The organism is Bacillus sonorensis NBRC 101234 = KCTC 13918 (genome assembly GCF_001592005.1).
Lineage (GTDB): Bacteria > Bacillota > Bacilli > Bacillales > Bacillaceae > Bacillus > Bacillus sonorensis.
In genome coordinates this window covers 264,170-290,591 of the sequence record NZ_BCVZ01000003.1, presented here as the reverse complement: position 1 = coordinate 290,591, position 26,422 = coordinate 264,170, and the positions used below count along the sequence as shown (strand labels likewise).

26 protein-coding genes are annotated in these 26,422 nt (G+C 46.9%); 17 read left to right on the top strand and 9 right to left on the bottom strand.

Features of this window, described 5'->3' with window-relative positions; all coding sequences use genetic code 11:
• Position 1 precedes the first annotated feature (1 nt).
• Together BTR1S_RS06810 and BTR1S_RS06805 are read left to right on the top strand one after the other, a co-directional pair.
• Positions 2 to 6,919 carry a non-ribosomal peptide synthetase gene (locus tag BTR1S_RS06810; protein ID WP_029418909.1) on the top strand — a complete coding sequence of 2,306 codons (6,918 nt, stop codon included), beginning with the start codon at positions 2 to 4 and terminating at the stop codon, positions 6,917 to 6,919.
• Between the two features lie 207 nt (positions 6,920 to 7,126).
• The gene (locus BTR1S_RS06805) at positions 7,127 to 7,438 is read left to right on the top strand and encodes a YbjQ family protein (protein ID WP_006640275.1); all 312 of its coding nucleotides are present in this window, start codon (positions 7,127 to 7,129) and stop codon (positions 7,436 to 7,438) included.
• A 33-nt stretch (positions 7,439 to 7,471) separates the two neighbouring features.
• Here the strand turns inward: BTR1S_RS06805 and BTR1S_RS06800 are convergent, their stop codons facing one another.
• On the bottom strand, positions 7,472 to 8,122 hold the full coding sequence (locus BTR1S_RS06800; protein WP_006640274.1) for a TVP38/TMEM64 family protein: 651 nt from the start codon (positions 8,120 to 8,122) through the stop codon (positions 7,472 to 7,474).
• A gap of 30 nt (positions 8,123 to 8,152) precedes the next feature.
• Positions 8,153 to 9,169: a serine hydrolase domain-containing protein gene (locus tag BTR1S_RS06795; protein ID WP_006640273.1), complete on the bottom strand. Its 1,017-nt coding sequence runs from the start codon at positions 9,167 to 9,169 to the stop codon at positions 8,153 to 8,155.
• Between the two features lie 484 nt (positions 9,170 to 9,653).
• Here BTR1S_RS06795 and BTR1S_RS06790 point away from each other — a divergent pair, with 484 nt between their 5' ends.
• The gene (locus BTR1S_RS06790) at positions 9,654 to 10,844 is read left to right on the top strand and encodes a macrolide family glycosyltransferase (RefSeq protein WP_006640272.1); all 1,191 of its coding nucleotides are present in this window, start codon (positions 9,654 to 9,656) and stop codon (positions 10,842 to 10,844) included.
• Positions 10,845 to 11,027: 183 nt separating this feature from the next.
• Positions 11,028 to 12,608 carry an APC family permease gene (locus BTR1S_RS06785; protein ID WP_006640271.1) on the top strand — a complete coding sequence of 527 codons (1,581 nt, stop codon included), beginning with the start codon at positions 11,028 to 11,030 and terminating at the stop codon, positions 12,606 to 12,608.
• 43 nt (positions 12,609 to 12,651) lie between these two features.
• Here the strand turns inward: BTR1S_RS06785 and BTR1S_RS06780 are convergent, their stop codons facing one another.
• The 3 genes from BTR1S_RS06780 to BTR1S_RS06770 all read right to left on the bottom strand — a co-directional run bounded on the left by BTR1S_RS06780 (position 12,652) and on the right by BTR1S_RS06770 (position 14,523).
• Positions 12,652 to 12,951, bottom strand: a complete 300-nt coding sequence (locus BTR1S_RS06780; RefSeq protein ID WP_006640270.1) for a spore coat protein — start codon at positions 12,949 to 12,951, stop codon at positions 12,652 to 12,654.
• Entirely contained in the window at positions 12,948 to 13,148 is a 201-nt protein-coding gene (locus tag BTR1S_RS06775; protein ID WP_006640269.1) for a hypothetical protein, read from the bottom strand. The genes BTR1S_RS06780 and BTR1S_RS06775 overlap by 4 nt, the downstream gene beginning before the upstream one ends.
• A 115-nt stretch (positions 13,149 to 13,263) precedes the next feature.
• Positions 13,264 to 14,523: a glycoside hydrolase family 18 protein gene (locus BTR1S_RS06770; protein WP_006640268.1), complete on the bottom strand. Its 1,260-nt coding sequence runs from the start codon at positions 14,521 to 14,523 to the stop codon at positions 13,264 to 13,266.
• A gap of 178 nt (positions 14,524 to 14,701) precedes the next feature.
• On the opposite strand from BTR1S_RS06770, the gene BTR1S_RS06765 reads away from it, so the two are divergent.
• The 3 genes from BTR1S_RS06765 to BTR1S_RS06755 all read left to right on the top strand — a co-directional run bounded on the left by BTR1S_RS06765 (position 14,702) and on the right by BTR1S_RS06755 (position 16,721).
• Positions 14,702 to 15,286 carry a TetR/AcrR family transcriptional regulator gene (locus BTR1S_RS06765; RefSeq protein WP_006640267.1) on the top strand — a complete coding sequence of 195 codons (585 nt, stop codon included), beginning with the start codon at positions 14,702 to 14,704 and terminating at the stop codon, positions 15,284 to 15,286.
• 119 nt (positions 15,287 to 15,405) lie between these two features.
• On the top strand, positions 15,406 to 15,867 hold the full coding sequence (locus BTR1S_RS06760; RefSeq protein ID WP_006640266.1) for a nuclear transport factor 2 family protein: 462 nt from the start codon (positions 15,406 to 15,408) through the stop codon (positions 15,865 to 15,867).
• Complete coding sequence (locus BTR1S_RS06755) at positions 15,864 to 16,721, top strand: NmrA family NAD(P)-binding protein (RefSeq protein WP_006640265.1); 858 nt, start codon at positions 15,864 to 15,866, stop codon at positions 16,719 to 16,721. Before BTR1S_RS06760 ends, BTR1S_RS06755 begins: the two co-directional genes overlap by 4 nt.
• Positions 16,722 to 16,793: 72 nt before the next feature.
• Here the strand turns inward: BTR1S_RS06755 and BTR1S_RS06750 are convergent, their stop codons facing one another.
• Entirely contained in the window at positions 16,794 to 17,102 is a 309-nt protein-coding gene (locus BTR1S_RS06750; RefSeq protein ID WP_006640264.1) for a hypothetical protein, read from the bottom strand.
• 180 nt (positions 17,103 to 17,282) lie between these two features.
• Between BTR1S_RS06750 and BTR1S_RS06745 the strand changes: the two genes are divergently transcribed.
• Positions 17,283 to 17,729 (top strand): OsmC family protein, encoded by a 447-nt coding sequence (locus tag BTR1S_RS06745; RefSeq protein ID WP_006640263.1) that lies wholly within the window; start codon positions 17,283 to 17,285, stop codon positions 17,727 to 17,729.
• A gap of 31 nt (positions 17,730 to 17,760) precedes the next feature.
• Here the strand turns inward: BTR1S_RS06745 and erbB are convergent, their stop codons facing one another.
• The 3 genes from erbB to ymaG all read right to left on the bottom strand — a co-directional run bounded on the left by erbB (position 17,761) and on the right by ymaG (position 19,018).
• Positions 17,761 to 18,147, bottom strand: coding sequence for an SMR family multidrug efflux transporter EbrB (gene erbB, locus BTR1S_RS06740; protein WP_006640262.1), 387 nt, complete (start codon positions 18,145 to 18,147; stop codon positions 17,761 to 17,763).
• A gap of 13 nt (positions 18,148 to 18,160) precedes the next feature.
• The gene (erbA, locus tag BTR1S_RS06735; RefSeq protein WP_006640261.1) at positions 18,161 to 18,478 is read right to left on the bottom strand and encodes an SMR family multidrug efflux transporter EbrA; all 318 of its coding nucleotides are present in this window, start codon (positions 18,476 to 18,478) and stop codon (positions 18,161 to 18,163) included.
• Positions 18,479 to 18,790: 312 nt separating this feature from the next.
• Positions 18,791 to 19,018, bottom strand: coding sequence for an inner spore coat protein YmaG (gene ymaG / locus BTR1S_RS06730; RefSeq protein WP_006640260.1), 228 nt, complete (start codon positions 19,016 to 19,018; stop codon positions 18,791 to 18,793).
• 131 nt (positions 19,019 to 19,149) lie between these two features.
• Between ymaG and BTR1S_RS06725 the strand changes: the two genes are divergently transcribed.
• The 9 genes from BTR1S_RS06725 (at position 19,150) to BTR1S_RS06685 (ending at position 26,417) form a co-directional block, all read left to right on the top strand.
• A complete protein-coding gene (locus tag BTR1S_RS06725; protein ID WP_006640259.1) occupies positions 19,150 to 19,551 on the top strand; it encodes a YmaF family protein in 402 nt (133 codons plus the stop codon).
• A gap of 102 nt (positions 19,552 to 19,653) precedes the next feature.
• On the top strand, positions 19,654 to 20,598 hold the full coding sequence (miaA, locus tag BTR1S_RS06720) for a tRNA (adenosine(37)-N6)-dimethylallyltransferase MiaA (protein WP_006640258.1): 945 nt from the start codon (positions 19,654 to 19,656) through the stop codon (positions 20,596 to 20,598).
• Between the two features lie 40 nt (positions 20,599 to 20,638).
• Positions 20,639 to 20,860, top strand: a complete 222-nt coding sequence (hfq, locus tag BTR1S_RS06715) for an RNA chaperone Hfq (protein WP_006640257.1) — start codon at positions 20,639 to 20,641, stop codon at positions 20,858 to 20,860.
• Between the two features lie 170 nt (positions 20,861 to 21,030).
• On the top strand, positions 21,031 to 21,243 hold the full coding sequence (locus BTR1S_RS06710) for a hypothetical protein (protein WP_006640256.1): 213 nt from the start codon (positions 21,031 to 21,033) through the stop codon (positions 21,241 to 21,243).
• A gap of 247 nt (positions 21,244 to 21,490) precedes the next feature.
• Positions 21,491 to 21,886 (top strand): class Ib ribonucleoside-diphosphate reductase assembly flavoprotein NrdI, encoded by a 396-nt coding sequence (nrdI, locus tag BTR1S_RS06705; protein WP_029418908.1) that lies wholly within the window; start codon positions 21,491 to 21,493, stop codon positions 21,884 to 21,886.
• Positions 21,843 to 23,945: a class 1b ribonucleoside-diphosphate reductase subunit alpha gene (nrdE, locus tag BTR1S_RS06700; protein ID WP_006640254.1), complete on the top strand. Its 2,103-nt coding sequence runs from the start codon at positions 21,843 to 21,845 to the stop codon at positions 23,943 to 23,945. The genes nrdI and nrdE overlap by 44 nt, the downstream gene beginning before the upstream one ends.
• Before the next feature lie 20 nt (positions 23,946 to 23,965).
• Complete coding sequence (gene nrdF, locus BTR1S_RS06695) at positions 23,966 to 24,943, top strand: class 1b ribonucleoside-diphosphate reductase subunit beta (protein WP_006640253.1); 978 nt, start codon at positions 23,966 to 23,968, stop codon at positions 24,941 to 24,943.
• Between the two features lie 113 nt (positions 24,944 to 25,056).
• The gene (locus BTR1S_RS06690) at positions 25,057 to 25,674 is read left to right on the top strand and encodes a hypothetical protein (protein ID WP_006640252.1); all 618 of its coding nucleotides are present in this window, start codon (positions 25,057 to 25,059) and stop codon (positions 25,672 to 25,674) included.
• A gap of 77 nt (positions 25,675 to 25,751) precedes the next feature.
• Positions 25,752 to 26,417, top strand: coding sequence for a GntR family transcriptional regulator (locus BTR1S_RS06685; RefSeq protein ID WP_029418907.1), 666 nt, complete (start codon positions 25,752 to 25,754; stop codon positions 26,415 to 26,417).
• Positions 26,418 to 26,422: the final 5 nt, after the last annotated feature.

The window sequence follows — 26,422 nt, the reverse complement described above, 5'->3', positions numbered from 1 at the left end:
CATGGGGGAATATGTCGAGGAATATGCGGTGTCATCAGCGCAAAAGCGAATGTATATGCTGCAGCAGCTCCATCCGCGCGAGACAGCATACAATATGCCTCTTGTGTTGACTGCAGAAGGAAAGCTTGACCAAGAGCGGCTTCAACAAGCATTTCAGAAGCTGATCAAACGGCATGAATCACTGCGTACGCGCTTCGTCATCGTAGATGGCGAACCCGTACAGCAGATTGAAGAGGATGTTTCATTCACAGTTTGTTCTGCAAACGGTACAGAAGAGGAAGCCGGGCAATGGGTGCAGTCATTTGTGCAGCCGTTCGATTTAAGCGCCGCGCCTCTCCTGCGCGTAGGAGTCATGAGGCTGTCTGAGGAGACCCATTTGCTGGCGATTGACATGCATCATATCATTTGTGACGGCGTTGCGATCAGCATTTTGGTCAATGAATTCAACGAATTGTATCATGGGGCTGAACTGCCGCCGCTAAGGATTCAGTACAAAGATTTTGCCGTTTGGCAAAATGAGCGGAGGAAAAGTGAGGCGTACAAGAAACAAGAGGAATACTGGCTGAAGCAGCTATCCGGCGAACTGCCGGTGCTGCAGCTGCCGACGGACAGGAAGCGGCCGGCGGCACAAAGCTTCATCGGGGGTGCCGTGGAATCATCTGTCTCTCCGGAGCTGGCGCATAAGCTCAAACAGCTGGCCGGGGAGAGCGGCGCTACACTTTTTATGGTGCTTTTGGCAGCATACCAGACGCTTCTTGCCCGCTACAGCGGGCAGGAAGATATAATTGTCGGATCGCCGATCGCCGGGCGTCCGCATGCCGACCTTGAAAAGATCGTCGGAATGTTTGTTAATACCTTGGCGCTTAGGGGGTATCCGCAGCGTGAGAAAACATTCAGGGCTTTTTTAGAAGAGATGAAGGAAACGGCGCTGCAAGCCTATGAGCATCAAGAAGTGCCGTTTGAAGCGCTCGTGGAAAGGCTCGGTGCGCCCCGCGATGTGAACCGGAACCCTCTATTTGATGCGATGTTTGTGCTGCAGAATACAGAAAGTGCCGAACTGGCAATGGATGGTCTCACACTGCGGCCGTATCAACAAAAACACAGAATCGCCAAATTTGATCTTACACTTCAGGCGGAAGAAAAAAACGGAGAGCTGCAATTGACGTGGGAATACAGGACGGAGCTGTTTGAAAGGGAGACCATTGAGCGCTGGACGACACATTGGCTGCAGCTGCTTGAACAGGTGGCAGACGATCCGGACATACGGCTTGGTGAGATTGACTTGTTGACCAAAACGGAAAAACACCGGCTGTTACATACATTCAACGGCACAAAGGCCGCTGCTCCAAATGATAGAACCGTCCACCAGCTGTTTGAGGAACAGGCCGAAAGAACGCCGGAGAAGACCGCTGTTGTGTGTGGGGCTGCCAGACTGACATACAGGGAACTTAACAACCGGGCCAATCACCTCGCGTATATGCTTCGTGAAAACGGGGTAAAGCCGGATACGACCGTCGCTCTTATGGCAGACCGTTCTCCTCTGGTTATCGTTAGCATTCTCGGAATCCTGAAGGCGGGGGGCGCGTATGTCCCGATTGACCCGTCCCACCCGGAAGAACGTATTCAATTTGTCATCAAAGACAGCAAAGCAGACATCCTGATCACTCAAAAACAATTGACTATCGATGTGATGGATTCAAAACGGATTCTCAACCTTCAACAGATCAATTGGGAAGGCCTCGGCGATCCGGATCATTTGCCCCCGAGCGCTTCTCCAGACAATTTGGCTTATGTCATCTATACGTCGGGGACAACCGGAAAGCCAAAAGGAGTGATGGTGGAACATAGAAGTGTTGCACACAATCTGCTGTGGCATGCCGACGAATACCGTTTGACAAGCGAAAATACGTTCTTGCAGCTTGGCGCCTATACATTTGATGCATCTATATTGAGCACGTTTTCTCCGCTGCTGACAGGAGCGACCGTAGCCATGGCGGGGGAGGATCAGGCGAGAGATCCAAATGCCGTATCCACTATCATAGCATCTGATAATGTCACTCATTTATGCTGCCCGCCCAGTTTCTATACGCTTCTCCTCGACGCTTTGACGCCGGAAGCAGCCGCTTCTCTTCGGACGGTTATTATGGGCGGAGAAAGACTGCCGGAACACATGGTCTACCGAAGCAAAAGGAACTTTCCGTTTATCGAGCTTGTGAACGAATACGGGCCGACAGAAAGCTGTGTCACGTCCAGTGTTCAGCGGGACGTTTGCCCAGACGAAAACATCACGATCGGACGCCCGATTCGCGGAACCCGCATGTATATCGTAAACGAAGCCTGCAGCCTCCAGCCGATCGGCGCTCCCGGAGAGCTGTGCATCAGCGGAAAAGGTCTTGCCCGCGGTTATGTAAATCAGCCGGAATTATCAGCGGAGAAATTTGTAGCAAACCCTTACGCACCGGGGGAACGGATGTACAGGACGGGAGATCTCGCCCGCTGGCTGCCTGACGGAAGCATCGAATTTCTCGGACGGATCGACCATCAGGTGAAAATACGCGGCTATCGTATTGAGCCGGGAGAAATTGAACAAACGCTTTTAGCATATGAAGCGATAAAAGAAGCAGCTGTCATTGCCAAAGAGGAAGCTGATGGCGACAAGACATTGTGTGCATATTATGTAGCCTGCCTGCCGGTCAATCCCGGTGATTTGCGCGCGCATACCACTGCGGCGCTGCCGTTTTATATGGTGCCGTCCTTTTTTATCGAGCTTGACCGTATGCCTGTGACACCGAACGGCAAGCTTGATGAAAAAGCTTTGCCTGAGCCGGACCGGCTATCTGCAGCGGCAGAGTATGTAGAGCCGGCAACTCAAGCAGAAAGGGATTTAGCTCTCATCTGGCAGGAGGTGCTTGGTGTTGAACGCGTCGGCGCCGCTGACCATTTCTTTAAGCTTGGAGGGCATTCGCTCAAGGCGATGCTGCTTGTGTCGCGTATTCATCGGGAGCTCGGAGCCGAAGTGCCGGTGCGGGATGTATTTCAGCACCCCACGGTGAGACAGCTGGCTTTGCGAATAGAAGCAGATGGGGAAGTCTCAGCATACAAAGAAATCGAACCTGTTCCGCTGCAACAGGAATACCCGGTTTCACCGGCACAAAAACGAATGTATATGCTCCACCACATGCATCCGGAGACGACAGCCTATCATATACCGACAGTAATGGTTGTCGAGGGGGCGTTCAATCTTCAGCGGCTGGAACAAGCGATTCATGCGCTGATCAGGCGGCATGAATCGCTCCGTACGCGTTTTGTGCTGAAAGAAGGGGTTCCGATGCAGATCGTCGAGGAGGATGTGCCATTTTCCTTGCCGCATACTTGCGGGACAGAAGCCGATGCAGAGCGCTGGGTAGATTCGATTGTACAACCGTTTGATTTAAGCGCAGCACCGCTCTTTCGGGCAGGTGTGATGTCGATCTCGAATGAACGGCATCTGCTTGTGATCGACATGCACCATATTATTGCCGACGGGATGACGATGAGTATCTTCATCAATGAGTTCAACGCGCTCTATCAGGGATTTGAGCTCAAACCGCTGCGCATCCAATACAAGGATTTTGCTGTTTGGCAAAACAGCCGGATCCAAAAAAAGGCCTATAGGGCAAAAGAAGCATATTGGCTTGCGCAGCTTGCAGGCGAACTGCCTTACCTGAAGCTGCCAGGCGACAAGCCGAGGCCGTCTGTTCAAGATTTTCGCGGAGGCGTTGTCGAATCAACCGCCGATGCAGAATTAAAGCGAAAGCTCGAACGGCTGGCGGAACAAAATGGTGCGACGCTTTATATGGTGCTTCTCGCTGCGTACCAAACATTGCTTTCACGCTACAGCGGACAGGATGATATCATCGTCGGTTCACCCATCGCCGGCCGCCCTCATCCAGATCTGGAAAAAATCGCGGGAATGTTTGTCAATACATTGGCGCTGCGGGGATATCCGAAGGAGGAGAAAACATTTCAAGCATTTTTAACAGACATTAAAAAAACAACGCTTGAAGCGTTCGACCATCAGGAAGTGCCGTTTGAGGCGCTTGTGGAGAAGCTCGAAGTGCGGCGCGATATAAATCGGAACCCTGTGTTTGATGTGATGTTTTCTTTCCAAAATATCGAGCAGCACGAGCTGAAAATGGATGGACTCAAATTGCGTCAATGCGACCGGAAGCATACGACCGCCAAGTTTGATTTGACAATGCGTGTTAAGGAACAAAGCGGACGGCTCCTGTTCGCATTGGAATACAGCACGGCACTGTTCAAACAGGAGACCGTCGAGCGATGGGCGGGTCACTGGCAGCAGCTGCTTGAACAGGTGGCAGCCGATCCGGACATACGGCTCGGAGAGATCGACATCTTGACAGAGAAGGAAAGACATCAGCTGCTTCACACATTCAATGAGGAAAAGTCTGGTGAGCCGACAAATAAAACGATTCATCAGCTGTTTGAAGAACAAGTCTATCACAGACCAAGCCAGACAGCGGTGATCTGCGAAGATCAGTCGATCACACATCGGGAGCTGAACGACAGAGCAAATCGACTTGCACGGCTTTTGAGAAAGAAAGGCGTCAGACCTGATGATATCGTAGGCCTTGCGGTTGAGCGTTCCGTCGAAATGATCATCGGCATAATCGGAATTTTAAAGGCGGGCGGTGCTTATCTGCCGCTCGATTTGAACTCACCTGAAGAGCGGATGGGTTTTATCCTCGAGGATAGTCATGCAAAATTTTTATTGAGGCGCCAAAATGGACAAAACATTCCGTTTGCCGGGGAAACAGTTCTATTGGATGAGATCGAATCTTTGCCGGCTGAATCGAATCTTCCGGCTGTTTCAAGCCCACAGCATCTTGCGTATGCCATCTATACGTCAGGCTCGACAGGCAAACCAAAAGGAGTCCTGATTGAACAAAGCAATGTTGTCAACTTGGTCGATGGCTTGTATCAGCGCATCTACCGCCATTATGCTGAAAGCTTGAAAATTGCGCTGATTGCGCCGGTTTACTTTGACGCATCCGTTAAACAGATATTCGCCAGCTTATTGCTGGGACACACGCTGGTGATCGCTCCCGAAGCGGCGCGCTTCGATCATCGGCTGCTGACCGGTTTTTATCACCGGCAAAACATAGACATATCTGATGGTACACCAGCCCATCTTCAGCTGCTGGCCGGAGCGAAGCGGCCGGTTCACGTAAAACACTTTATCATTGGCGGAGAGGCATTGCCCGCGGATCTGGTGGAGCGGATCTGGGAAATGTATGGCGGCGGTCCGAAGCCGGTGATAACCAATATTTATGGTCCTGCGGAATGCACAGTTGACGCTGTTTCCTATCATGTGGAGCCCGGCAATCACCGAACAATACCGATAGGAAAACCGCTGCCGAATGACCAAGTCTATATTATGAACCGGTATAACAAGCTGCAGCCTGTCGGAGTTGCAGGGGAATTATGTATTGGGGGCGCGGGTCTTGCCCGCGGATACTTGAACAGGCCCGAACTGACGAGGGAGAAATTTGCGGCCCATCCGTTCACTCCAGGGGCGCGGATGTACAAAACCGGCGATCTCGCCAGATGGCTTCCTGATGGAAACATTGAGTATATAGGACGGACAGACCATCAGATCAACCTCAGGGGTTTCCGGATCGAGCCGGGAGAAATCGAAAACCGGCTGCTTGAGCATCCCGCGGTAAAGGAGGCGGCTGTTATCATGAGGGAAGACACCGGCGGGGATAAGGCGCTGTGCGCTTATTACGTCACGGAACGGCCCACAGAGGCAAAACAGCTTCGTTCGCATTTGGAAGTTGCGCTGCCTCCGTACATGGTGCCAGCGTTTTTTATCTCCCTTGAGCAAATGCCTTTGACAGCAAACGGAAAGCTTGACCGTCATGCGCTGCCAAAGCCGGATGGTGCGGTTTCTGCAGCCGAACACGTCCCGCCGGATACGGCAGCAGAAGCGCAGCTGGCCAGGTTATGGCAGGAGGTGCTCGGCATCGGGCGGATTGGCGTTGAAGACCATTTCTTTGAACTTGGAGGCCATTCGCTGAAAGCGATGACGCTTATATGGCGCATTAAACAAGAGATGAATCTTGATGTTCCGCTGCAAGCCGTGTTTCAATATCCGCGGATCAGAGACTTTGCGGGATTCATCGCGAGCTCCAAGCAGTTGAGTTTTGATCAATTGAAGGGTCATATGGTTCAACTCAGCAAAAAAGGAGACGGCAATCTGTATTGTTTTCCCGGTATTGGCGGGGCAGGCTATATTTTTCGGACATTATGCGAGCACCTTCCTGGCTGGAATGGCTTTGGAATGAACTATATCGAATCGCCAAATCGCATTGGTGAATATGTGGAACAGATTAAACGCATTCAGCCGCACGGCCCATATTACTTTTTGGCATACTCTGCGGGCTCTGCTCTTGCATACGAGGTGATTAAGCAGCTTGAATCCAACAATGACCGGGTGGAACAATTGATTCTTTTCGACTGCAGAATGGAGAACAGCAAAGAAAAGCTTGATCAGCAAAAGGTGGAAAAACATGCAGAAGAGTTTGTGGAACAGTTCATCATCGAACAATTTGTAAAGAAAAACAATATACAAGATCATGCGCACATCACATATCTTCGCAATCAAGGACGTAAAAGCGTTTTGAGCTTTTATCAATATCGGCAGGAGATGGTTTACGAAGCGCCGATCAATGCCGAGATCCATCGAATTGAAGCCGAGCATGAAAAATGGGATAATCAGGATATTGCGAACATGACGATCCAAAAACCTTTTTCTTATCAAGGATACGGAGCCCATCAAGAAATGTTGAATTCGCCATTTGCTGAAAAAAATGCAGAGATTCTGCTGGGGATTTTAAACAAAGTCAAAAGCTTATAATCTATTAACACGTACTGCCTGCCGCCGTTGGCCAGGCCGGCGGCATCCCATCCGGGGATTCCGGTGCTAAACAATAATGGAAAGCCGCATAAAATATGATGAATCATTCCCATTACCAAAAATCGGCAGGATATTGAAAATGAGCAAAGCTAAACATTTCCAATATCCTGCCGATATAAATCATATGCAGAAAAAGGAGGACGCCACATGCTCATCGTTACAACGGATACGATCGCTCATCAAACCGTACAAGAAGTGAAGGGAATCGTCACAGCCAGTATTGTCCAATCGCGAAATATTGGAAAAGATATTTTATCAGGTTTGAAATCGGTGATTGGCGGAGAACTGAAAAATTATACAGAGATGCTTGAAGATTCGAAGAAAATGGTCAAGGAACGCTTGGTAAAACAAGCGGAAGAATTGGGAGCAAACGCTATTGTCGGATTAAGATTTGAACTCTCGGCAGGACAGGGCACTTCAGAATTAATCGGATACGGAACGGCTGTCGTAATTGATTAATTGCATGCTTTTAGCAGAAAAAAACGCCTTCTATTAAGGCGTTTTCTCTGACTGCTCTGTTTTCTTACGGTTTGAGATAAGATGGGGGTATTTTCTATAGATGATGATCATGATGATCAGCATGTACGCGCCATAGATGCCGAAGGACACCAGTTTATGTTCGCTGAAATTGGCGCCGGCAATCGATATGACAAGGACATTGGGGATTTTCCCGAGCGTTGATGCTGTGAAAAAGACCGCCCATTTGATGGTGCTCAAGCCGCAGACAGTGTTCATGACAACGGAAGGAATGACAGGTATCAGCCTGCCCAAAAGGACGGCTGTAAAGGCATTCTGATGAAAATAAGCTTCATATTCACTGATTTTAGGATATTTCGAAGTCTTTTTCCTCGCCCAATCCCTGAATCCGTAGCGGGCAAGAAAAAACAGCAGCATTGTGCCGAGCATCGATCCTGATAATGTGATCAAGACACCGCTTGCGATACCGAAAACCGCTCCGTTTAGGCCGGCGATGATGGCAAACGGTACGACAGGGAAAAAGACGCAGGCTGCCACGAGCAGGATGCTCAACATGACCGACAACATTCCGCCTAGTTTGATCAGCTCAAGCCAGGCTTCTTTTTGTGAAAATCCGGCCATGATCATTACAATGACCGCAACAAAGCTTAATCCTTTTTTTATCATACCGATGTCCGCTGCCTTTCTATGAATTCATTACATCTTTAACAACGCGTCTTCCAAATAAGCCAAGATCTCATCAGCTTTTGATAGATTGCAATTGCTGAGCATGATGAGAACCTTTTTTTGGTCAATGAAGCGGTTGATAGAGCTGATAAATCCGTGGATTTCTCCATCATGCCATATTTTATACTTATTTTGTTTATTAATAAACCAACCATATCCGATCAAATTGTTTTGCACAAGTCCTGAAAACGGGCCGTCACACGGAAAAGCCGGTTTTCTGACACAGCTGTACAAGATTTCTTTAAGCGCGCTTTCCGAGATCAGTTTTTCAGTATATAACGCCCGGTCCCACAAATATAAATCCTCGACGGTTGAGTAGAGCCCGCTTTCTCCATGGCCGTAGACGATCGGCGCTTGAACCGTTCCCCGATTAATTGCTAAATATCCGACTGTTGGAAAAATATCTGCCGGAGAAGTGAAAAATCCGGAGTTTTTCATGCCTAAAGGTTCAAATATCAACTTTTGGATGTTGTGTTCATAAGAGTCGTCTGTGACCGTTTCAATGATTTTAGCCAGCAGGATGTAACCCGAATTGCTGTAGCTAAATCTCTGTCCGGGAGTGAATTCGAGCGGCTTGTCCACAAAGAGGGAAATGAATTGGTCCAATGTCGAAAGTGTTAATTCGATATCGAGCAGTTCTTCTTCCAAAAAATCCGGAATGCCTGAAGTATGGCTTAACAGGTGTTTGATGGTGATCCTGTCCCCGTTCGGATAGTCGGGCAAATACAATTGAACGGGGTCAGATGTCTTGAGCAGACCTTTTTCGTGCAATTGCATGATCGCAACAGCGGTAAACTGCTTTGTCAAAGAAGCGATCTGATAGCGCGATTCCGGTCCGTTTTCAATTTTATCCCTGTAATTGGAGTATCCGTAACCCTTGGACAATATAATACCATTCTTGTCTGCCAGCAGGATGCTGCCGTGAAAATGATTTCTGGATGCTTGTTCCATTAGATAGGCATCGAGCTGATCTGTTGTGTGTTCCAAAAAAACCAGTCCTCTCATATCTATAGTTAATGAAATAGAAAGCGGTTTGTTGATAGTGCAGGCACGACAAACATAACATTATAAAAAAGTTCAGGGATTTACCATCATTTGCGTTATAATTTAAGCTAAATTTAAGTAAATTTAGACAAAATTTTGACAAAAATTCCTCGGCGCCGAGCTGACATTTATATGTTTTGCCGGTGTCTTTTTTTTATCGGAAAAGGCTGAAATATAAGGCTGTGGTAACGAAATAAGGATGAAAGTCAAGTTTTTTTTCGAAGATGAGACTAAAGCTCTGAGTTTTATTTTCGAAGAAAGGACTATATTAGTATTTTTTAATTTTACCTTAATTTTGAAGGGTTTTTCCTTTATTATCTATAATATCTTCATTTAATATATGTGCATGAAAGCGAGATCGGTGACTCTTTTGCACTACAGCAAACTGCCGCCATCCGCATTCCAAAACATTACAGGAGGTTTTAAAATGGAACAAAAACATATCGCCATTTTCAATATTCCGGCTCATGGACATATTAATCCGACACTTGCATTAACAAAAAAACTCGTGGAGCGCGGCTATCGCGTGACATATCCGGTCACAGACGAGTTTGTCGCGGCAATTGAAGAAACGGGGGCAGAGCCGCTTCAATACCGCTCTACTTTAAACATCAATCCCCAAACAATCAGAGAGATGATGAAAAATAAAGAAGATATGCCGCAGGCGCCGAAAATGTTTATGAAAGAGGTGGAAGAGGTTTTGCCTCAGCTTGAAGAGCTTTACCAACATGACCGGCCTGACCTGATCGTTTACGATTTTATGGCCATGACAGGTAAACTCATAGCGGAAAAGCTTGGGGTCGAGGCGGTGCGGCTTTGCTCGACATATGCTCAGAACGAGCATTTTCAATTCAAGGATCTGGTAGAAAGGATGCAGATCGAAAAGGTTGGTCAACAGGTTTCTGATTTGAAAAATGCCAATTTTTCGACAGCGAGATTTGAAGAACTGTTTGAACCGGCAAAGCTGAACATTGTGTTTATGCCGCGCGCTTTTCAGCCTTATGGCGACACATTTGACGAACGTTTCCGTTTTGTTGGTCCATCTCTTGCCGAACGTAAATTTCAGAACAACAATGAGCAGCTTGTCAAAGACGATGGCCGCCCGGTGATGCTCATTTCATTGGGAACGGCGTTCAATGCTTGGTCTGAGTTCTATAGTATGTGCATCGATGCGTTCAGGGATACAAAATGGCAGGTCATCATGTCGGTAGGAGCAGCCATCGATCCCGAAAGCTTTGAGGACATCCCTGACAATTTTTCGATTCGTCAGTCTGTTCCGCAGCTCGAGATCCTTAAAAAAGCAAAGCTGTTCATTACTCATGGCGGAATGAACAGTACGATGGAAGCATTAAATGAAGGTGTTCCTCTCGTTGTGATTCCGCAAATGCCTGAACAGGAGATGACGGCCCGCCGCGTTGAAGAGCTTGGTCTCGGCCGTCATCTGCAGCCTGAAGCAACCACGGTTCAACGATTGCAGGAAGCCGTCTCTCAAGTCGATGATAACACTGAACTTCTGAATCGGGTCAAAGACATGCAAGAAAACATAAAAGAAGCGGGAGGAGCGGAAAAAGCCGCTGATGAAATCGAAGCGTTTTTCAAGCCGATTACGGTAAATTAATGGTTTGAAGAAGCATCTTGCACAACCGGTCATATACGAGCCCTGGGGAATTTAAATGTTCCCCAGGGCTGTTTTGTTTGAACAAGTCCAGAAGAGGCTAAAAAGTATACAGTGTCACATTTTGAACATACTACTTTCTATTCATGTGTGACTTTTTAGAACGTATGACTAGGAGGAAGCATTATGTCAAACCAGGGCAAATTCAAAAAAACAATGTCATTGCTGGATCTGATTTTGATCGGGATGGGCGCGATATTCGGCTCAGCTTGGCTGTTTGCCGTCAGCAATGTCGCTTCAAAAGCCGGACCTGCGGGAAGCTTTTCCTGGATTATCGGAGGGGTGATCATCCTGTTAATCGGTCTGGTCTATGCGGAGCTTGGCGCAGCTTTGCCGCGCACGGGGGGAATTATCCGCTACCCTGTTTATACGCACGGCCATCTTGTCGGGTCTTTAATTTCCTTTATCACGATCGTTGCGTATACCAGTCTGATTTCGATTGAAGTCACAGCAGTCCGCCAGTATATGGCTTATTGGTTTCCCGGATTGACGATAGAAGGGTCAGAGTCGCCGACCATCATCGGCTGGCTTTTGCAATTTACTTTATTATGCTTGTTCTTTTTGCTGAATTACTGGAGTGTGAAAGCATTCGCAAAATCCAATTTGATCATTTCCATTTTTAAATATGTTGTTCCTTTGACCATCATTGTCGTACTTGCGTTTCACTTTAAAGCGGCCAATTTTACAGCAGGTGATTTTTCGCCGTTCGGCTTTGCCGGTGTACAGGCATCAATTTCGACAGGCGGTGTCATGTTCGCCTATCTCGGGCTTCATCCGATTGTTTCGGTCGCAAGCGAAGTAAAAAACCCGCAGCGGAATATTCCCGTCGCTTTGATTATATGTATCATCGTTTCTGCCTGCATCTACACGATTTTGCAGGTGGTGTTTATCGGCGCGATTCCGACGGATATGCTTGAGAATGGTTGGAAGGCGATTGGAAAGGAATTTTCTTTGCCATTTAAAGATATCGCCGTTCTGCTGGGGTTGGGCTGGCTTGCGACTCTTGTTGTGCTGGACGCGATTTTGTCTCCGGGCGGGAACGGAAATATCTTTATGAATACGACGTCACGTTTAGTATATGCATGGGCGCGGAACGGTACTTTGTTTCAAGTGTTCAAGAAGGTCAATAAACCTACAGGAATTCCCCGTCCGTCTTTATGGCTGTCATTTGGGCTGGCCGTTTTCTGGACGCTTCCTTTTCCGTCTTGGGATGCGCTCGTCAATGTTTGTTCGGTTGCATTGATTCTTTCTTATGCGATTGCTCCAGTATCTGCAGCAGCTTTAAACCTTAACGCGAAGCATGTAAAAAAACCGCTGCAGATTAAAGGCATGGCTGTCATTGCCCCGATTTCATTCGTCTTTGCGTCATTTATTGTGTACTGGTCGGGATGGAATACGGTTTCGTGGCTGCTCGGCTCCCAGCTGGTGATGTTTGCCATCTATTGGGCCTGCAAAAAATTCGTCCCGACGGATGATGTACCGTTCCGACAGCAGCTAAAGTCTGCATGGTGGCTTGTCGGCTACTATATCATACTGCTGATTTTTTCATACTTGGGCTCCTTCGGAAACGGTTTGGGCTTATTGAAGACGCCTGTAGATTTGACTCTGATTGCGGTCTGCTCCATTGCGGTATTTTATTGGGCGAAGTATACGGCATTACCGGAAGCCGTGATCGATTATGATGAGAAAAAAGAGGAACCTGTGTAATTCCGTAAAAAAAGGAACCCGCCTGCTGCAGGTTCCTTTTCTTTTATATTTGCGGCAAATCTTTCGCTGTTTCAGAAGCTTTCATATCCGTGTTGATTTGTGCAGATATGTTTTCTGGATGATAGTAACCCTTGGATATCATATAATTCGTGATTTGTTCATGTGTTTCAATCGCATCGTTTAAATATTGCTTAAGCGTATCTCTTACTTCGGGGGAAGTTGTTTCTGTAATGGCTGTTGCTATGTTTTTAACGCCTGTTTTAGCGGTAATCAAAAAGTCTGTCGCGATTACCTGTTCAGTCATCGCTCCCATACCCGTCATGTTCTGGATAAATTCGTTCATAGATTTTCACCCCTTGTTGTTAATAATCCTTGCAAATGTTCGATCTGATGTTTGGTTTGGGAAGCATCCCGTTCCAGGATGTCTCTAAGTTTCTGATCTTTCACGAGCCCGGTCATCGTTGAAGACTTAGTCAGGCAGAGATTTTTAAACATCAGAAGTTCATGCAGCTCCAATGTTTCGTGAATAGCGTTGTTCAAAGAAAACATTCCTTTCGATGATATTTGGCACTCGCAGTATATTTTGGAGGAATATAGTTGTTTTATTCATTTTTAGAACTTGCAATTTTTTACTCATTTGCAATACTTCACTCTGCTAAACCTTACGAACCCGGAAGAATTTCGTCAAAAGCCACGTTCCTTGCGGAAAATGAAGCGTCAGCTGCCATACGCCTCCTCCGTCAAGGTCATACTCCCGCATCAGGAGCATTTTTTTGCCGATGCTCCGCGAGTCTTCAAACCAAACAACATGTCTTTTGCCTTGTTCATCGGTATATTCGAAAAACGGGGACTCATATTCTTTGGCATATTGAATCCGAGTTTGATGCCGCATAGCGAGCTGTATCGCATCATGATTTGAGATTCCCGGATAGGTGGCGCCGGGCTGATACGGAAGAGTCCAGTTATAGCCGTAAAGCGGAAACCCGAGAATGATTTTATGTTTTGGAACCCGGCTGAGGGCAAATTGGATGGTTTGCCTCACTTCATTGATCGGTGCCACAGGACCGGGCTCACTTGCCCCGTGATGCCAGTCGTAAGCCATGATGAACATCAGATCGACGACCGAGCCGATTCCGCCGTAATCATAGCCTCTTAACCAGGCGATATCCTCGCTTGTTTTTGGGGGGACGGCGATCGTCACTACGTATCCGGACGGCTGAAGCCGTCCCTTCAGTTCGCGCAAAAAGCCCGTGAATAAGTCCCTGTCTTCCGCTGATATATTTTCAAAATCAATATTAACCCCCGCATATCCTTTTCTTGAAATGGTGGCTGCAATGTTCGCGATCAGATTGCTTCTGGCTGCGGGGCGGTTCAGGACTTGATGAGCCAGCGCTGAGCTGAAGCCTGTTTCGGTTAAGTTGGTGACCGTCATCAGAGGGGGGACGCGGCGCCTCCATGCCGTTTGAACAGCAGGCAGATCATTGATGTCATTTAAAGACCCGTCATTTGAAAAATGGTATTCAAAAAACGCCAGGTAAGTGGCATAAGGAGCGAAATCATTGATCAGCTCCTGATCTAATTGAGGGCTCCTCAGCCCGTAATAGCCTAAAGCTGTGATCGGTTTTTTCGGTGTGTCGGGGATCGTAATTTTCATGCCGGGGCGCATGGCGGCCGGCGCGATATGCGGGTTTGCCTGTCGCAGGAGCGCCGCTGATACAAATGACCGGTCGGCAATCGAATAAAAATTGTCTCCATATTGAACGGTGTATGTATAAAGCGGGATTAAAAGGGCCTGTCCCGGAACGATATTTGTTTCAGTCAGTCCGTTCGTCAAACGGATTTGATCAGTGGAAATACCGAATGCTGAACCGATGCCATATAAAGAATCTCCAGGCCGAACGGTATAAATAAACAACTGTCACACTTCCTTTATTCCGTTTATTTTGAATCGGATCGCTTTATGCTATGTCTATGAGAGCTGTAAAACAATCATGCTCTGTTTTTCGGCGGGCCGGCTGCGGGTTGTTTTTGAAAAAAATCTTGACTGTTTAGTCTAAAAAGAGTATTCTTCACGATAGGGAGGTGATAACCAGTTGGGAAGGAATAAAGAATTTGATACCGCCCTTGTTCTTCATAAGGCGATGGAAGTGTTTGGGCAATACGGTTTTGAAGGAACGTCGCTCCAAGATTTACTCAGCCATTTGGGAATTGCACGGCAGAGCCTATACAATACGTTCGGCACGAAGCGCGACCTTTTTTTGGCAGCCCTCAAGCGCTATTTGGGGGATAAAAATGCCCGGGTCATTGAAATGCTTGAAAGCCCGGGATCTGTGAAACAGGCGATCAGGCAAATCTTTCAGGAGGGGTTTGAAGTCCTGAAGGATCCCGAACGTGCAAAAGCATGCTATATCATCAACAGCGCAATTGAACAAATGCCGCATGATGCGGAAGTTTCCGAGTATTTTCAAAACCAGACAAAACAGCTTGAAGCCGCATTTTACAAAGCTCTTGTCAGGGCGCAATCGCAAGGCGAATTAAAGGATCATCATCAAGATCTGCTCGCACTGGCCCGTTTTTTAAATCAAGCGCGGCTGTCTCTTACCTTTAACGCTAAAATAACGGCGGATTTTGATGTTCTTCAGGACATGATCGATATCAGCCTATCTGTTTTGGATTAATCGCCGGACGACAGTAAAGCGGGTAAAGATTCGGCTTCGGCTTTACCCATTTTGATTGTCGGTATTTTTTGTTTATTTTAGACTGATCAGTCTAAAAAATAAAATCCGAGGTGAATGAAATGAGTATCAGCATAACGAAGGTTATTGAGCGATTTTTAGACTCTATGCTTGAAAAAGATATGAAGAAGTGGATTGAACTGTGGGATGATCAAGCCGTTTTCGAATTTCCGTATGCACCGGCGGGTTTTCCAGAAAAAATTGAAGGGAAATCCGCAATCTATGACTATATTAAGGATTTTCCAGAAAAAATTGATATTGTACGTTTCACTCCTCCTGTCATTTATCAAATACCTGATTCAAACACGGCGATTGCAGAGTTTGAGTGCGAGGGAACCGTCATCTCAATGGGGCTGCCGTACAAACAGAAGTACATCAGCGTCATTAAAACGAAGGATGGGAAAATCGTCCACTATAAAGATTACTGGAATCCATTGACCGTGATCGAAGCATTTGGAGGACAGCCGGAATCCTTTCTAGCGCCAGTCCAAAACGATGATCAGTATAAGGAGTGTGGGAAATGAACGGAAACCGTATATTAATAACTGGCGGAACAGGCACAACAGGAGGCCGCATTGCCAAGCGCTTGATTTCATCATTTGAGGGGAGCATCGTACGCATTGCGAGCAGAAGGAAACCGCTGATGAGCGGAGCCGAGCATGTATATTTTGACTGGAATGATGAAACGACTCACAGGGAGGCGCTGAAACATGTTGCAAAACTGTATCTTGTCGCGCCTGTCGGCGTCTATGATCCCTCCAATGCAGTGCTGCCGTTTGTAGAACGCGCTCTTGAATCCGGAGTGAGGCGGATTGTCATGCTCAGCGCCGCAATTATCGATGAAGACGGCCCTGTCTTTGGAAAGATTCATCAGGCGGTCAAGGACCTTGCTCCGGAATGGGCGATTCTCAAGCCTTCTTATTTCATGCAAAATTTTATCAATGTCCAGCATGCAGACTCTATTAAAACGAGCGGCGAAATCATTACTGCTTCGGGGGACGGGAAGGTGGGCTTTGTTGATGCGGACGACATTGCTGAAGTCGGCGTCCGTGCGTTAATGGATGACATTCCTCATAATACAGACCACGTGATCACCGGGCCTCAAGCATTAAGCTACGCTGAAGCGGCCGCGATTATCGGCGAGGCGGCCGGGCGAACAGTCAGCCATGTCAATATTTCAGTGTCAGCACTTAAAGACAGGCTGATGAAAGCCGGATTATCGCCGGAGTATGCCAGCTTCATGGCGGACTTGGATCAAAAAATCAAGCATGGAGCTGAAAATCGCATCACCAATACAGTTGAGCGTGTAACCGGGAGAAAGCCGCGTTCATTGGCCGCCTTTGCCGAAAGCCATGCCCGATCCTGGAATCATGCTTGATTGATCACTGGCGTCAGACTTGGACTGAACGGTCGTTTTCCCCTCTTTTTTGACCGTTCAGTCTTGAATTTTTCAGTAAAACTTTTCATTGATTTCCCAGGATTCAACTGTATAGTAGGCCAAGTGTGGGTCAATCCCCATCCCCATTAAATATGCCATCGCAGCCACTTCTTCCATGGCATGGCGGTATGAAGTCGCTTGCGCTTCATTGAGCCCGTAATGAACAAATGGTGCGATTGTGCATAAGGTGACCGGTTTAAGATGGGGGAATAATGGACATTTGATCTGGTGCGCCAATGCCTCGGACTGCGGATATTGCGGAAATGGTACATCCGGCTGGGGGGCAGCTCCCGGCATATGCATATGTTCTTTGTTTTCCATCAGTTTCGTCCTTTCTCGGTAAGTTTCGTTGTATCGTATGCTCCGCTAATGTCCTGCGTGTTAGACGAAGATCACGACTTGGGATTTTTGCTGTCCTTACGATCAATCAAGCAAATAAAAGGACAGGTAGACAAAACATGAGTAGACTAAAAGAGAAATCAAAGAAGGAGGGTGTTTAAGATGGCCAAACATCATTTCCATCTACAGGCAGACTGGCCTGGAAAAAGAAACGACGTAGGAAGGATTGAAAGCGGAAATCTAAAAACCGAGATATCTATCCCAAAGGAAATGGACGGTCCAGGAGCAGGCACAAACCCCGATGAGATGCTGCTTGGCGCGGCTGCGACGTGCTATATCATTACGCTCGCTGCCATGATGGAAAGGAGCGGCCTTGAAAAAGAGGGGCTGACGATGGAATCGGAAGCTGTCGTGGATGTGACAGGGGGCGTTTTTACATATGAGAAAATCATTCACAGACCTGTGATCCGCTTAACAAAAGACGCGTCAGAAAAAGATGTGGAGCTTGCCGGAAAATTGGCTCAAAAAGCGGAAACATCATGTATGATTTCCCGGGCCGTTCAAGGGAATGTAGCCATTGAACTGGAGCCGGAGATCATTGTGCCATAAATAAACAAGGCAAGCTTGTTCAAACGGTCATCTACTGCTGCCGTTTGGCCGGCTCTAAACGTTCTGAATGAAGCTGGGCTGGCGGCTCCCCGGCTTCTTCCCCTTTTGAATGGTTTAACAAATAGACGCCGCCAATGACTAAAACGAGTCCGATGATCGTTTTTAGGCTGAACGGTTCATGAAACAATAAACAGCCGATGGCCGCGGTCAGCGCTGTTCCCGTTCCGGCCCATGTGGCATAGGCCGATGAAAGAGGGATCGTTTTTAAAGAAAAGCTGAGAAATGTAAACGATGATGCGAACCCGATTACGACGCCGATTACCGGAACAGGGGCGCTGAATCCTTCCGAAAGCTTCAGCATTGTACTTCCGAATACCTCTGAAAGTATGGCCGCCGCTAAAAATAGAATGCCTTTCATTTAAATCCCTTCCTTATGTGAGATTGATCAGTACAACGCCTAAAACTAGACAAAGAATGCCGAATACAGCCCGGCGGTTCAGTTTTTCTTGAAACCACATCACACCGATGAAGGTCGTCAGTACTGTGCCCGCGCCGCTCCATGTCGCATATGAGAGGCTGAGCGGGATGAATTGCAATGTCAGCGACATCATATAAAAGGCCAGCGCATATCCGATGACGACAAGAACCCCCGGCTGCCATCGCGCAAATCCGTCAGACACTTTCAGCATCGCGGCGGCTGCAGCCTCGGACAGGATCGCGACCAGAAGAAACAAATAGCCCGTAATCATAACACATCCTCCTCATTAAGATGACTCAATAGAAGCCCATTTCCTTCTTATCCGGCGGTCCGGAGCCCGTACACCGGGAGCGGCATTGCAGGCTTGTCCATGGCTAAACCGCAGAGCATAGCCGAAATTCCTAAAGTTGGGGACAAAAAGAAATATAAAAGGCCGGTATGATAAAGCTGGTGTCAGTTTTAGACATAAAAAAATCCCCCCGGCTATACATACCGGATGGCAAAATCCATCATAAATGATCCGAAAGATCCAAGTCAAGCGGATTGTTATGTAGAAAGGCCCCTTTTTGAGGCCCTTTATTTGTCAGTAGAATGGGTAGTAAGGAAATGGCGGGTAATAAGGGTATCCGAAAGGGCTTATCAGCGCTCCGGCTGTAAGTCCGCCTAAAAATCCTCCGAGAAATGGCCCCGGCCCGTAAAAGAATGGTCTTCCGAAGAAAGGTCTTCCAAAAAAAGGCCTTCCGAAAAATGGTCTGCCGATGATTCGATCGTCCTCAACCTGGTATAAATCGTCATGTCCGAATTCATTCATAAAAAAATTCCCCCAGTAATAAAATGATATCTGACTAACATCAATGTATTCCGCCCGGTTTTTTTTGCCTGGGCAGACGGCTATAAAAGGGCCGATTTTTTAATCAATCCGCCCTAAAAGGAGAGAGGGACATGGCATTATATCCGTCAGATTGGACGAAGGCCCCCGCGCATGCTCATGCATACAGAGCGACAACGTCTGAAGCCGAAGGACACATCCATTTGATTGAGGGATTTTCACAGCCGGCGAATGGAAGCAATACAGATCGGCATGTCCATTTCTATTCAGGGATTACGTCCTTTGACAGAAGACACTACCACAGATACTACGCGATTACGGGACCGGCGATTCCCAGGGCTGACGGGGCGCACTACCATGAGATCGAGGGCATTACCTATCTGGCCTATACGACTGCTCCGCCGATCCAGTACGGAGGTGTCGTTTATGTCAGCGACGGCTACAAGGAGAGGCACAGACACTCATATAAAGGGATCACAAGAGAAATCGTCGGAAATGAACCGCTTGGCTGGTGAAGGAAATGTTTGCCATGAAACAAAAAAGGGTAAAATGAAATAGGTGTTTTTGAACGTTAAATGGTATAATGGGAGGAGCTTGCTTAAAGAGAGTGATCATGAGTGAATAAAAAGAAACCGCCGGTCATCGTCTTGATCGGACCGACCGCTGTGGGCAAGACACAATTAAGCGTGATGCTGGCCGGCAGTTTAAACGCAGAAATTATCAGCGGCGATTCGATGCAGATTTATAAAAAAATGGACATCGGCACAGCAAAAATCAAAGAAGAGGAAATGAATGGAATACCGCATCATCTTCTTGATATTAAGGAGCCGACCGAATCCTTTTCCGTCGCTGAATATCAGGAGATGGTCAGGGAGAAAATGGCTGAAATTGAAAGCCGCGGGAAGCTGCCGATGATCGTAGGCGGGACTGGGCTGTACATTCAGTCTGTCCTTTATGACTATTCATTTACAGAGGATGCAAGCGACCCCGCATTCCGGGCGGAGATGGAAAACCTCGCGTCAACAAAAGGGGCTGATTATATTCACGGCCTGCTGGCGGTGCGTGATCCCGAATCTGCCAAAGCGATTCATCCGAACAATACGCGGAGAGTGATCAGAGCGCTCGAAATACTACATACTTCCGGAAAAACCATGACTGAACATATGGAAGGCCAGAAAAAAGACCTTTTGTACAACACGGCCCTCATCGGCCTGACGATGGATCGGGAAGTGCTTTATGACAGAATCAACAGGCGGGTCGACCAGATGATGGACGAGGGCCTGCTTGAAGAAGTAAAGCGCCTTTATGATGGACACGTCAGGGGCTGCCAGTCGGTTCAGGCGATCGGCTATAAAGAGCTCTATGCGTATCTCGAAGGCAAAGAGCCGCTGGACGCGGCAGTAGAGACGCTGAAGAGAAACTCGAGACGCTATGCCAAACGGCAGCTGACATGGTTCAGGAACAAAATGGACGTCGCCTGGTTTGACATGACGCCCCCTGTCAACATCGAGCAGAAAAAACAGGAAATTTTCGCTTATATAGCAGGAAAGCTCGAACTTTAATCGAAACAATATGTTATAGAGAAACAAGGAGGACCAGAATATGAAATCGATAAATATTCAAGATCAGTTTTTGAATCAGATCCGTAAAGAAAATACATTTGTCACGGTCTTTTTACTCAACGGATTTCAACTGCGCGGACAGGTAAAAGGATTTGACAATTTCACAGTATTGCTTGAGACGGAAGGAAAGCAGCAGCTCATATACAAGCACGCCATTTCAACCTTCGCACCGCAGAAAAACGTCCAGCTCGAACTCGAATAGCGATTCGCGGCTCAGAAAGACCATGCCCGCCGGCATGGTCTTTTTATGTATCGCCCGCCAACCGCGATGCGGTAAAATCAACTCCCGATGCATACAAATTTACAAAGCGGGCGCTAACCGATAAACTAGGTATTGTTTGAACCAAAAGGAGCAAAGGAATGAGCGAAACGATGAAACCTAAAATTGTCATTAACCACTGGGAAGAAACGTGTGAAGATGATTCCTGCTACGAATACGGAACAAGCGTTCTTGTGAATGGGAAAGAGCTGATCAGGGAAGCTTCCATTCTGACCGCCGTTAAATCGGTCCTTGAAGAACTCGGGATTGAAGCCGATATTAAAGAAGTATGCGAAAACAAGTGCTGCGACGCTTACAAAAAATAAGCGAAAAAGTCTAGTCTACTAACTCAATTTTTTTCGTGTTATGATAGATTTCGGTTTATGAGTAGGGTGAGCATCAGCTCTCATTCTACTCATATTTCTTTGGCCTGCGGGCTCCTAAGCTGGAGCTAATTGTGAACTTTCTCAACTTGCGAATCAATATATTGTGTTTTTCGGAATGATAGTATACTATATATTGTGTAAGATGAGTTGAGAGACTCGGGAACAATTTTAATAGGTCGTGATAATGATGTTTCAAATCGTATTTGATTCAAAGACGGGGAATGTTCAGCGCTTTGTGGATAAAACGCCGTTTCGGAATAAGCGGAAAGTCAGCGCAGACGAGTATTTAGACGAGCCGTTTATTTTGATCACGTACACGACAGGGTTTGGAGAAGTTCCGAAAACAACTGAGATGTTTCTTGAAAAAAACGCCCATCTCTTACTGGGAGTCGCGGCGAGCGGAAACAGAAATTGGGGAGATAATTTTGCGAGGAGCGCAGAAAAAATATCGAGACAGTATCAAGTCCCGATTCTCCACAAATTTGAACTCAGCGGGACGGCTAAAGACGTTGAACTGTTTACTCAGGAGGTAGAAAGAGTTGTCACAAAATCAAGTGCCAAAATGGATCCAGTTAAACAATGAGATCATGATTCAAAAAGACGGGAAATTCCAGTTTGATAAAGATAAAGAAGCTGTACATAGTTATTTTGTAGATTATATCAACCAAAATACGGTGTTTTTTCATGATCTGAAAGAAAAAATCGATTACTTAATTAAAAATGACTATTACGAAGAAGAATTTTTAAGCCGCTACACCTTTGAAGAAATCAAAGAAGTGTTTAAAGAGGCATACGCCAAAAAATTCAGATTCCCGTCATTTATGAGCGCCTTTAAGTTTTACAATGACTATGCGCTGAAAACCAACGATAAGAAAAAAATTCTTGAACGCTATGAAGACCGGATTTCCATCGTCGCCTTATTCTTTGCAAACGGTGATAAGGAGAAAGCGAAGGAATTCGTCAGAATGATGATCAACCAGGAATACCAGCCGAGCACGCCGACTTTCTTAAATGCCGGACGCAAACGCCGCGGCGAGCTTGTCAGCTGTTTTCTCCTTGAAGTCAATGATTCATTAAACGACATTTCCAGAGCCGTGGATATTTCCATGCAGCTTTCCAAGCTTGGCGGGGGCGTATCCCTCAACCTTTCAAAATTGCGCGCGAAAGGCGAAGCCATTAAAGACGTCGAAAACGCCACAAAAGGGGTCGTCGGCGTCATGAAGCTATTGGACAACGCGTTCCGCTACGCTGACCAAATGGGACAGAGACAAGGCTCAGGCGCGGCATATTTAAACATTTTCCACCGCGATATCAACGATTTCCTTGACACGAAGAAAATTTCCGCGGACGAGGATGTCAGGGTAAAAACGCTGTCCATCGGGGTTGTCATTCCGGATAAATTCGTCGAGCTGGCAAGAGAGGATAAAGCGGCATACGTATTCTATCCTCACACTGTCTATAAAGCATACGGCGAACATATGGACGAGATGGACATGAACGAGATGTACGACCGTTTAGTGGAAGACCCGAGGGTCAAAAAAGAAAAAATCAACCCGCGCAAAATGCTTGAAAAGCTTGCGATGCTAAGATCGGAATCCGGGTATCCGTACATCATGTTCCAAGACAACGTCAACAAAGTGCACGCGAACAACCATGTGTCCAAGGTTAAATTTTCCAACCTTTGTTCAGAGGTGCTTCAGGCTTCCCAAGTATCGGCCTACACGGATTACGGCATGGAAGATGAAATCGGTCTGGATATCTCCTGCAACCTGGGTTCTTTGAATATCCTGAATGTGATGAAAAACAAATCGATCGAACAAACGGTCAAGCTTGCCACAGATTCATTGACACACGTTTCAGAAACGACAAATATCACGAATGCGCCGGCCGTCAAAAAGGCGAACAAAGCGATGAAATCGATCGGTCTCGGAGCGATGAACCTTCACGGATATTTAGCGCAGAACGGTATTTCCTATGAAAGCGAAGAAGCCAGAGATTTCGCGAACACTTTCTTTATGATGATGAACTTCTATTCGATTGAACGGTCTGCAGAGATCGCCAAACAAAAAGGGGAAACGTTCTATCAATATGAAGGTTCCACATATGCAACCGGAGAATACTTTGAAAAGTATATTACACAAGATTTCTCGCCGAAATTTGAAAAGATTGCAAAGCTTTTTGATGGCATGCACATCCCGACAAAAGAGGATTGGAAGCGTCTGAAGGAGTTTGTCGCAGAACACGGCTTGTACCACAGCTACAGACTGTGCATCGCGCCGACCGGATCAATTTCTTATGTCCAGTCAAGCACCGCATCGGTTATGCCGATCATGGAGCGGATTGAAGAACGAACATACGGCAACTCAAAAACATACTATCCAATGCCTGGACTTGCGCCAAGCAACTGGTTCTACTACAAGGAAGCGTACGATATGGACATGTTTAAGGTTGTGGACATGATTGCAACGATCCAGCAGCACGTTGACCAAGGCATAAGCTTTACATTGTTCCTGAAAGATACAATGACGACACGCGATCTGAACCGGATCGATCTCTATGCCCACCACAAAGGGATCAAAACACTTTACTATGCGAGAACGAAGGATACAGGGCAAGAAGGCTGTCTTTCTTGTGTCGTTTGATTAAAGGAGAGTATGAGAAAGTGACGAAAATATATGATGCAGCAAACTGGTCAAAGCATGAAGATGATTTTACCCAGATGTTTTACAACCAAAATGTAAAGCAGTTTTGGCTTCCGGAGGAAATCGCCTTAAACGGCGATCTTCTCACATGGAAGTACCTGGGCCAAAATGAGCAGGATACTTATATGAAAGTGCTCGCGGGGCTGACGCTTCTGGATACGGAACAGGGAAATACGGGAATGCCGCTCGTGGCGGAGCATGTCGAAGGACACCAGCGCAAAGCGGTGCTGAACTTCATGGCCATGATGGAAAATGCGGTTCACGCCAAATCCTATTCAAACATTTTCATGACTCTTGCCCCGACAGAGACGATCAATGAAGTCTTTGAATGGGTGAAACAAAATAAATACCTGCAAAAAAAAGCGCGGATCATTGTCGGACTGTATGAAAAAATCCGCCAAGGCGACAAAATCTCGCTGTTCAAAGCAATGGTCGCGTCCGTGTATTTGGAAAGCTTCCTGTTTTACAGCGGCTTCTATTACCCGCTCTATTTTTATGGACAAGGCAAGCTGATGCAAAGCGGCGAAATCATCAACCTGATCCTGCGGGATGAAGCGATCCACGGCGTCTATGTCGGCCTGCTCGCCCAGGAAATTTATAATAAGCAGACGCCTGAGAAGCGGGAAGAGCTGTATGCATTTGCGATCGACCTCTTAAAAGAGCTCTATGAAAACGAGCTTGAGTATACCGAAGATCTGTATGATCAAGTCGGTCTTTCACACGATGTGAAAAAATTCATCCGCTACAATGCCAACAAAGCGCTGATGAACCTTGGCTTTGAACCTTATTTTGAAGAGGAAGAGATCAACCCGATCGTATTGAACGGTTTAAATACGAAGACCAAGTCGCACGACTTCTTCTCAATGAAAGGAAACGGCTACAAAAAGGCGACCGTCGAACCATTAAAGGACGAAGACTTCTATTTTGGCGATAAGTAAAGACAGGGCTTGGGGAATGGTCCCAAGCCTGCAGTCTTTATATGGACTTGAATAAAAGGCGAAATGAGAGCAGAACCGATCTGCTCTTTTATCTTGAGGAGGAAACGGATACAATGGGAAAAATGGATGAAATGATTCTCGTGGCGCCGCGGGAAGAGGTATTTGCAAAAGAAACGCTGACCTTCCAAGGCGTCAATAGCGACCAGGAAACAATTCAGAAGATCATGACACAAATTGAGCGCCATTTCAGCGAAATGAGAAGGGGAGACGCAGAGGAAAACCCTTCTTTTAAACAGCCGATTCCTTATGTCGTCATTAAAAGAGAAGATGAGATATTCGTTTACGAACGGCTTGAAGGAGGCGGGGAAGCACGGCTCCATAACAAGCTTTCTCTCGGATTCGGCGGCCATATGAACTTTGCGGCAGGCCTCGATTTTGCTGATATTTTGAAGCTGAACACAGACCGGGAGCTTAATGAGGAGCTTTTGATCGCTGAATCTGATAAAGAGAAAATGATCACGCTCGGCCTCATTAATGATGATGGAAACAGCGTCGGCGAAGTCCATATCGGCATTCTTTCCGCCCTTGAGCTGAAAGCAGGCGCACGCGTTGAAGTAAAAGAAAAAGACCAGATTGCAGGACGGTGGATGAAAGCCGCCGATCTGAAAGAGAAAAGCGTGTATGACAGACTTGAACCATGGTCGCAATTTGTCGTTGATATCTTAGTATAAATAAAAAGAGGTTTGGTCTTCTCGGCCAAAGCTCTTTTTTTATTGCATATGAAACCAAAATGCGATATATTGGTTTTATGATGGAATATAACATTAAACCGCTAAAAAGAGTCTCGTTTCGTGAAGAAGTATATCAAGCGCTGAAACGCGCGATCGTACATCTCGAGCTGAAACCCGGTCAGCGCCTCCACGATCAGGAGCTTGCAGAGCAGTTCGGAATCAGCCGAACGCCTGTCAGAGAAGCGCTTAAACGGCTTGAGGATGAAGGGCTTGTTGAAGCCGTTCCGGGATCGGCGACGCGCGTCGCCCCGCTGAAACCGGAAGAGGCGAAGCACGCCTTTACCGTGACGGCGGCGTTGCACGCTTTGGCTGTCAAGCTTTCGATCCCTTTTTTAACAAAGGCAGACATAAAACAATTGGAGGCCCATAACAGAAGTTTGAAGCATGCGATTGAAAAGGAGGATATTATAGAAGCAATCGAATCAGATGAGGCCTTTCATCGCGTGTTTTTAAAGGCGTCTAAAAACCCGGAAATTACGCGCGCCCTGGAGAGGATAGCCTCCAAGATATACAGGCTCGAAATGTCGCAGTTTTCTTCAGTCAGCAGTATGAAATCCGTTGAGCAGCATAGACAGATGATCGATGCGTGCAGGAAGAAAGATCCAGAAACGGCCGTCAGACTTGCTGAGGAGAACTGGCTGAGCCTTGGAGACCGGTTGGCCGGGCATCAAGAAGAGGAGTGAAGCAA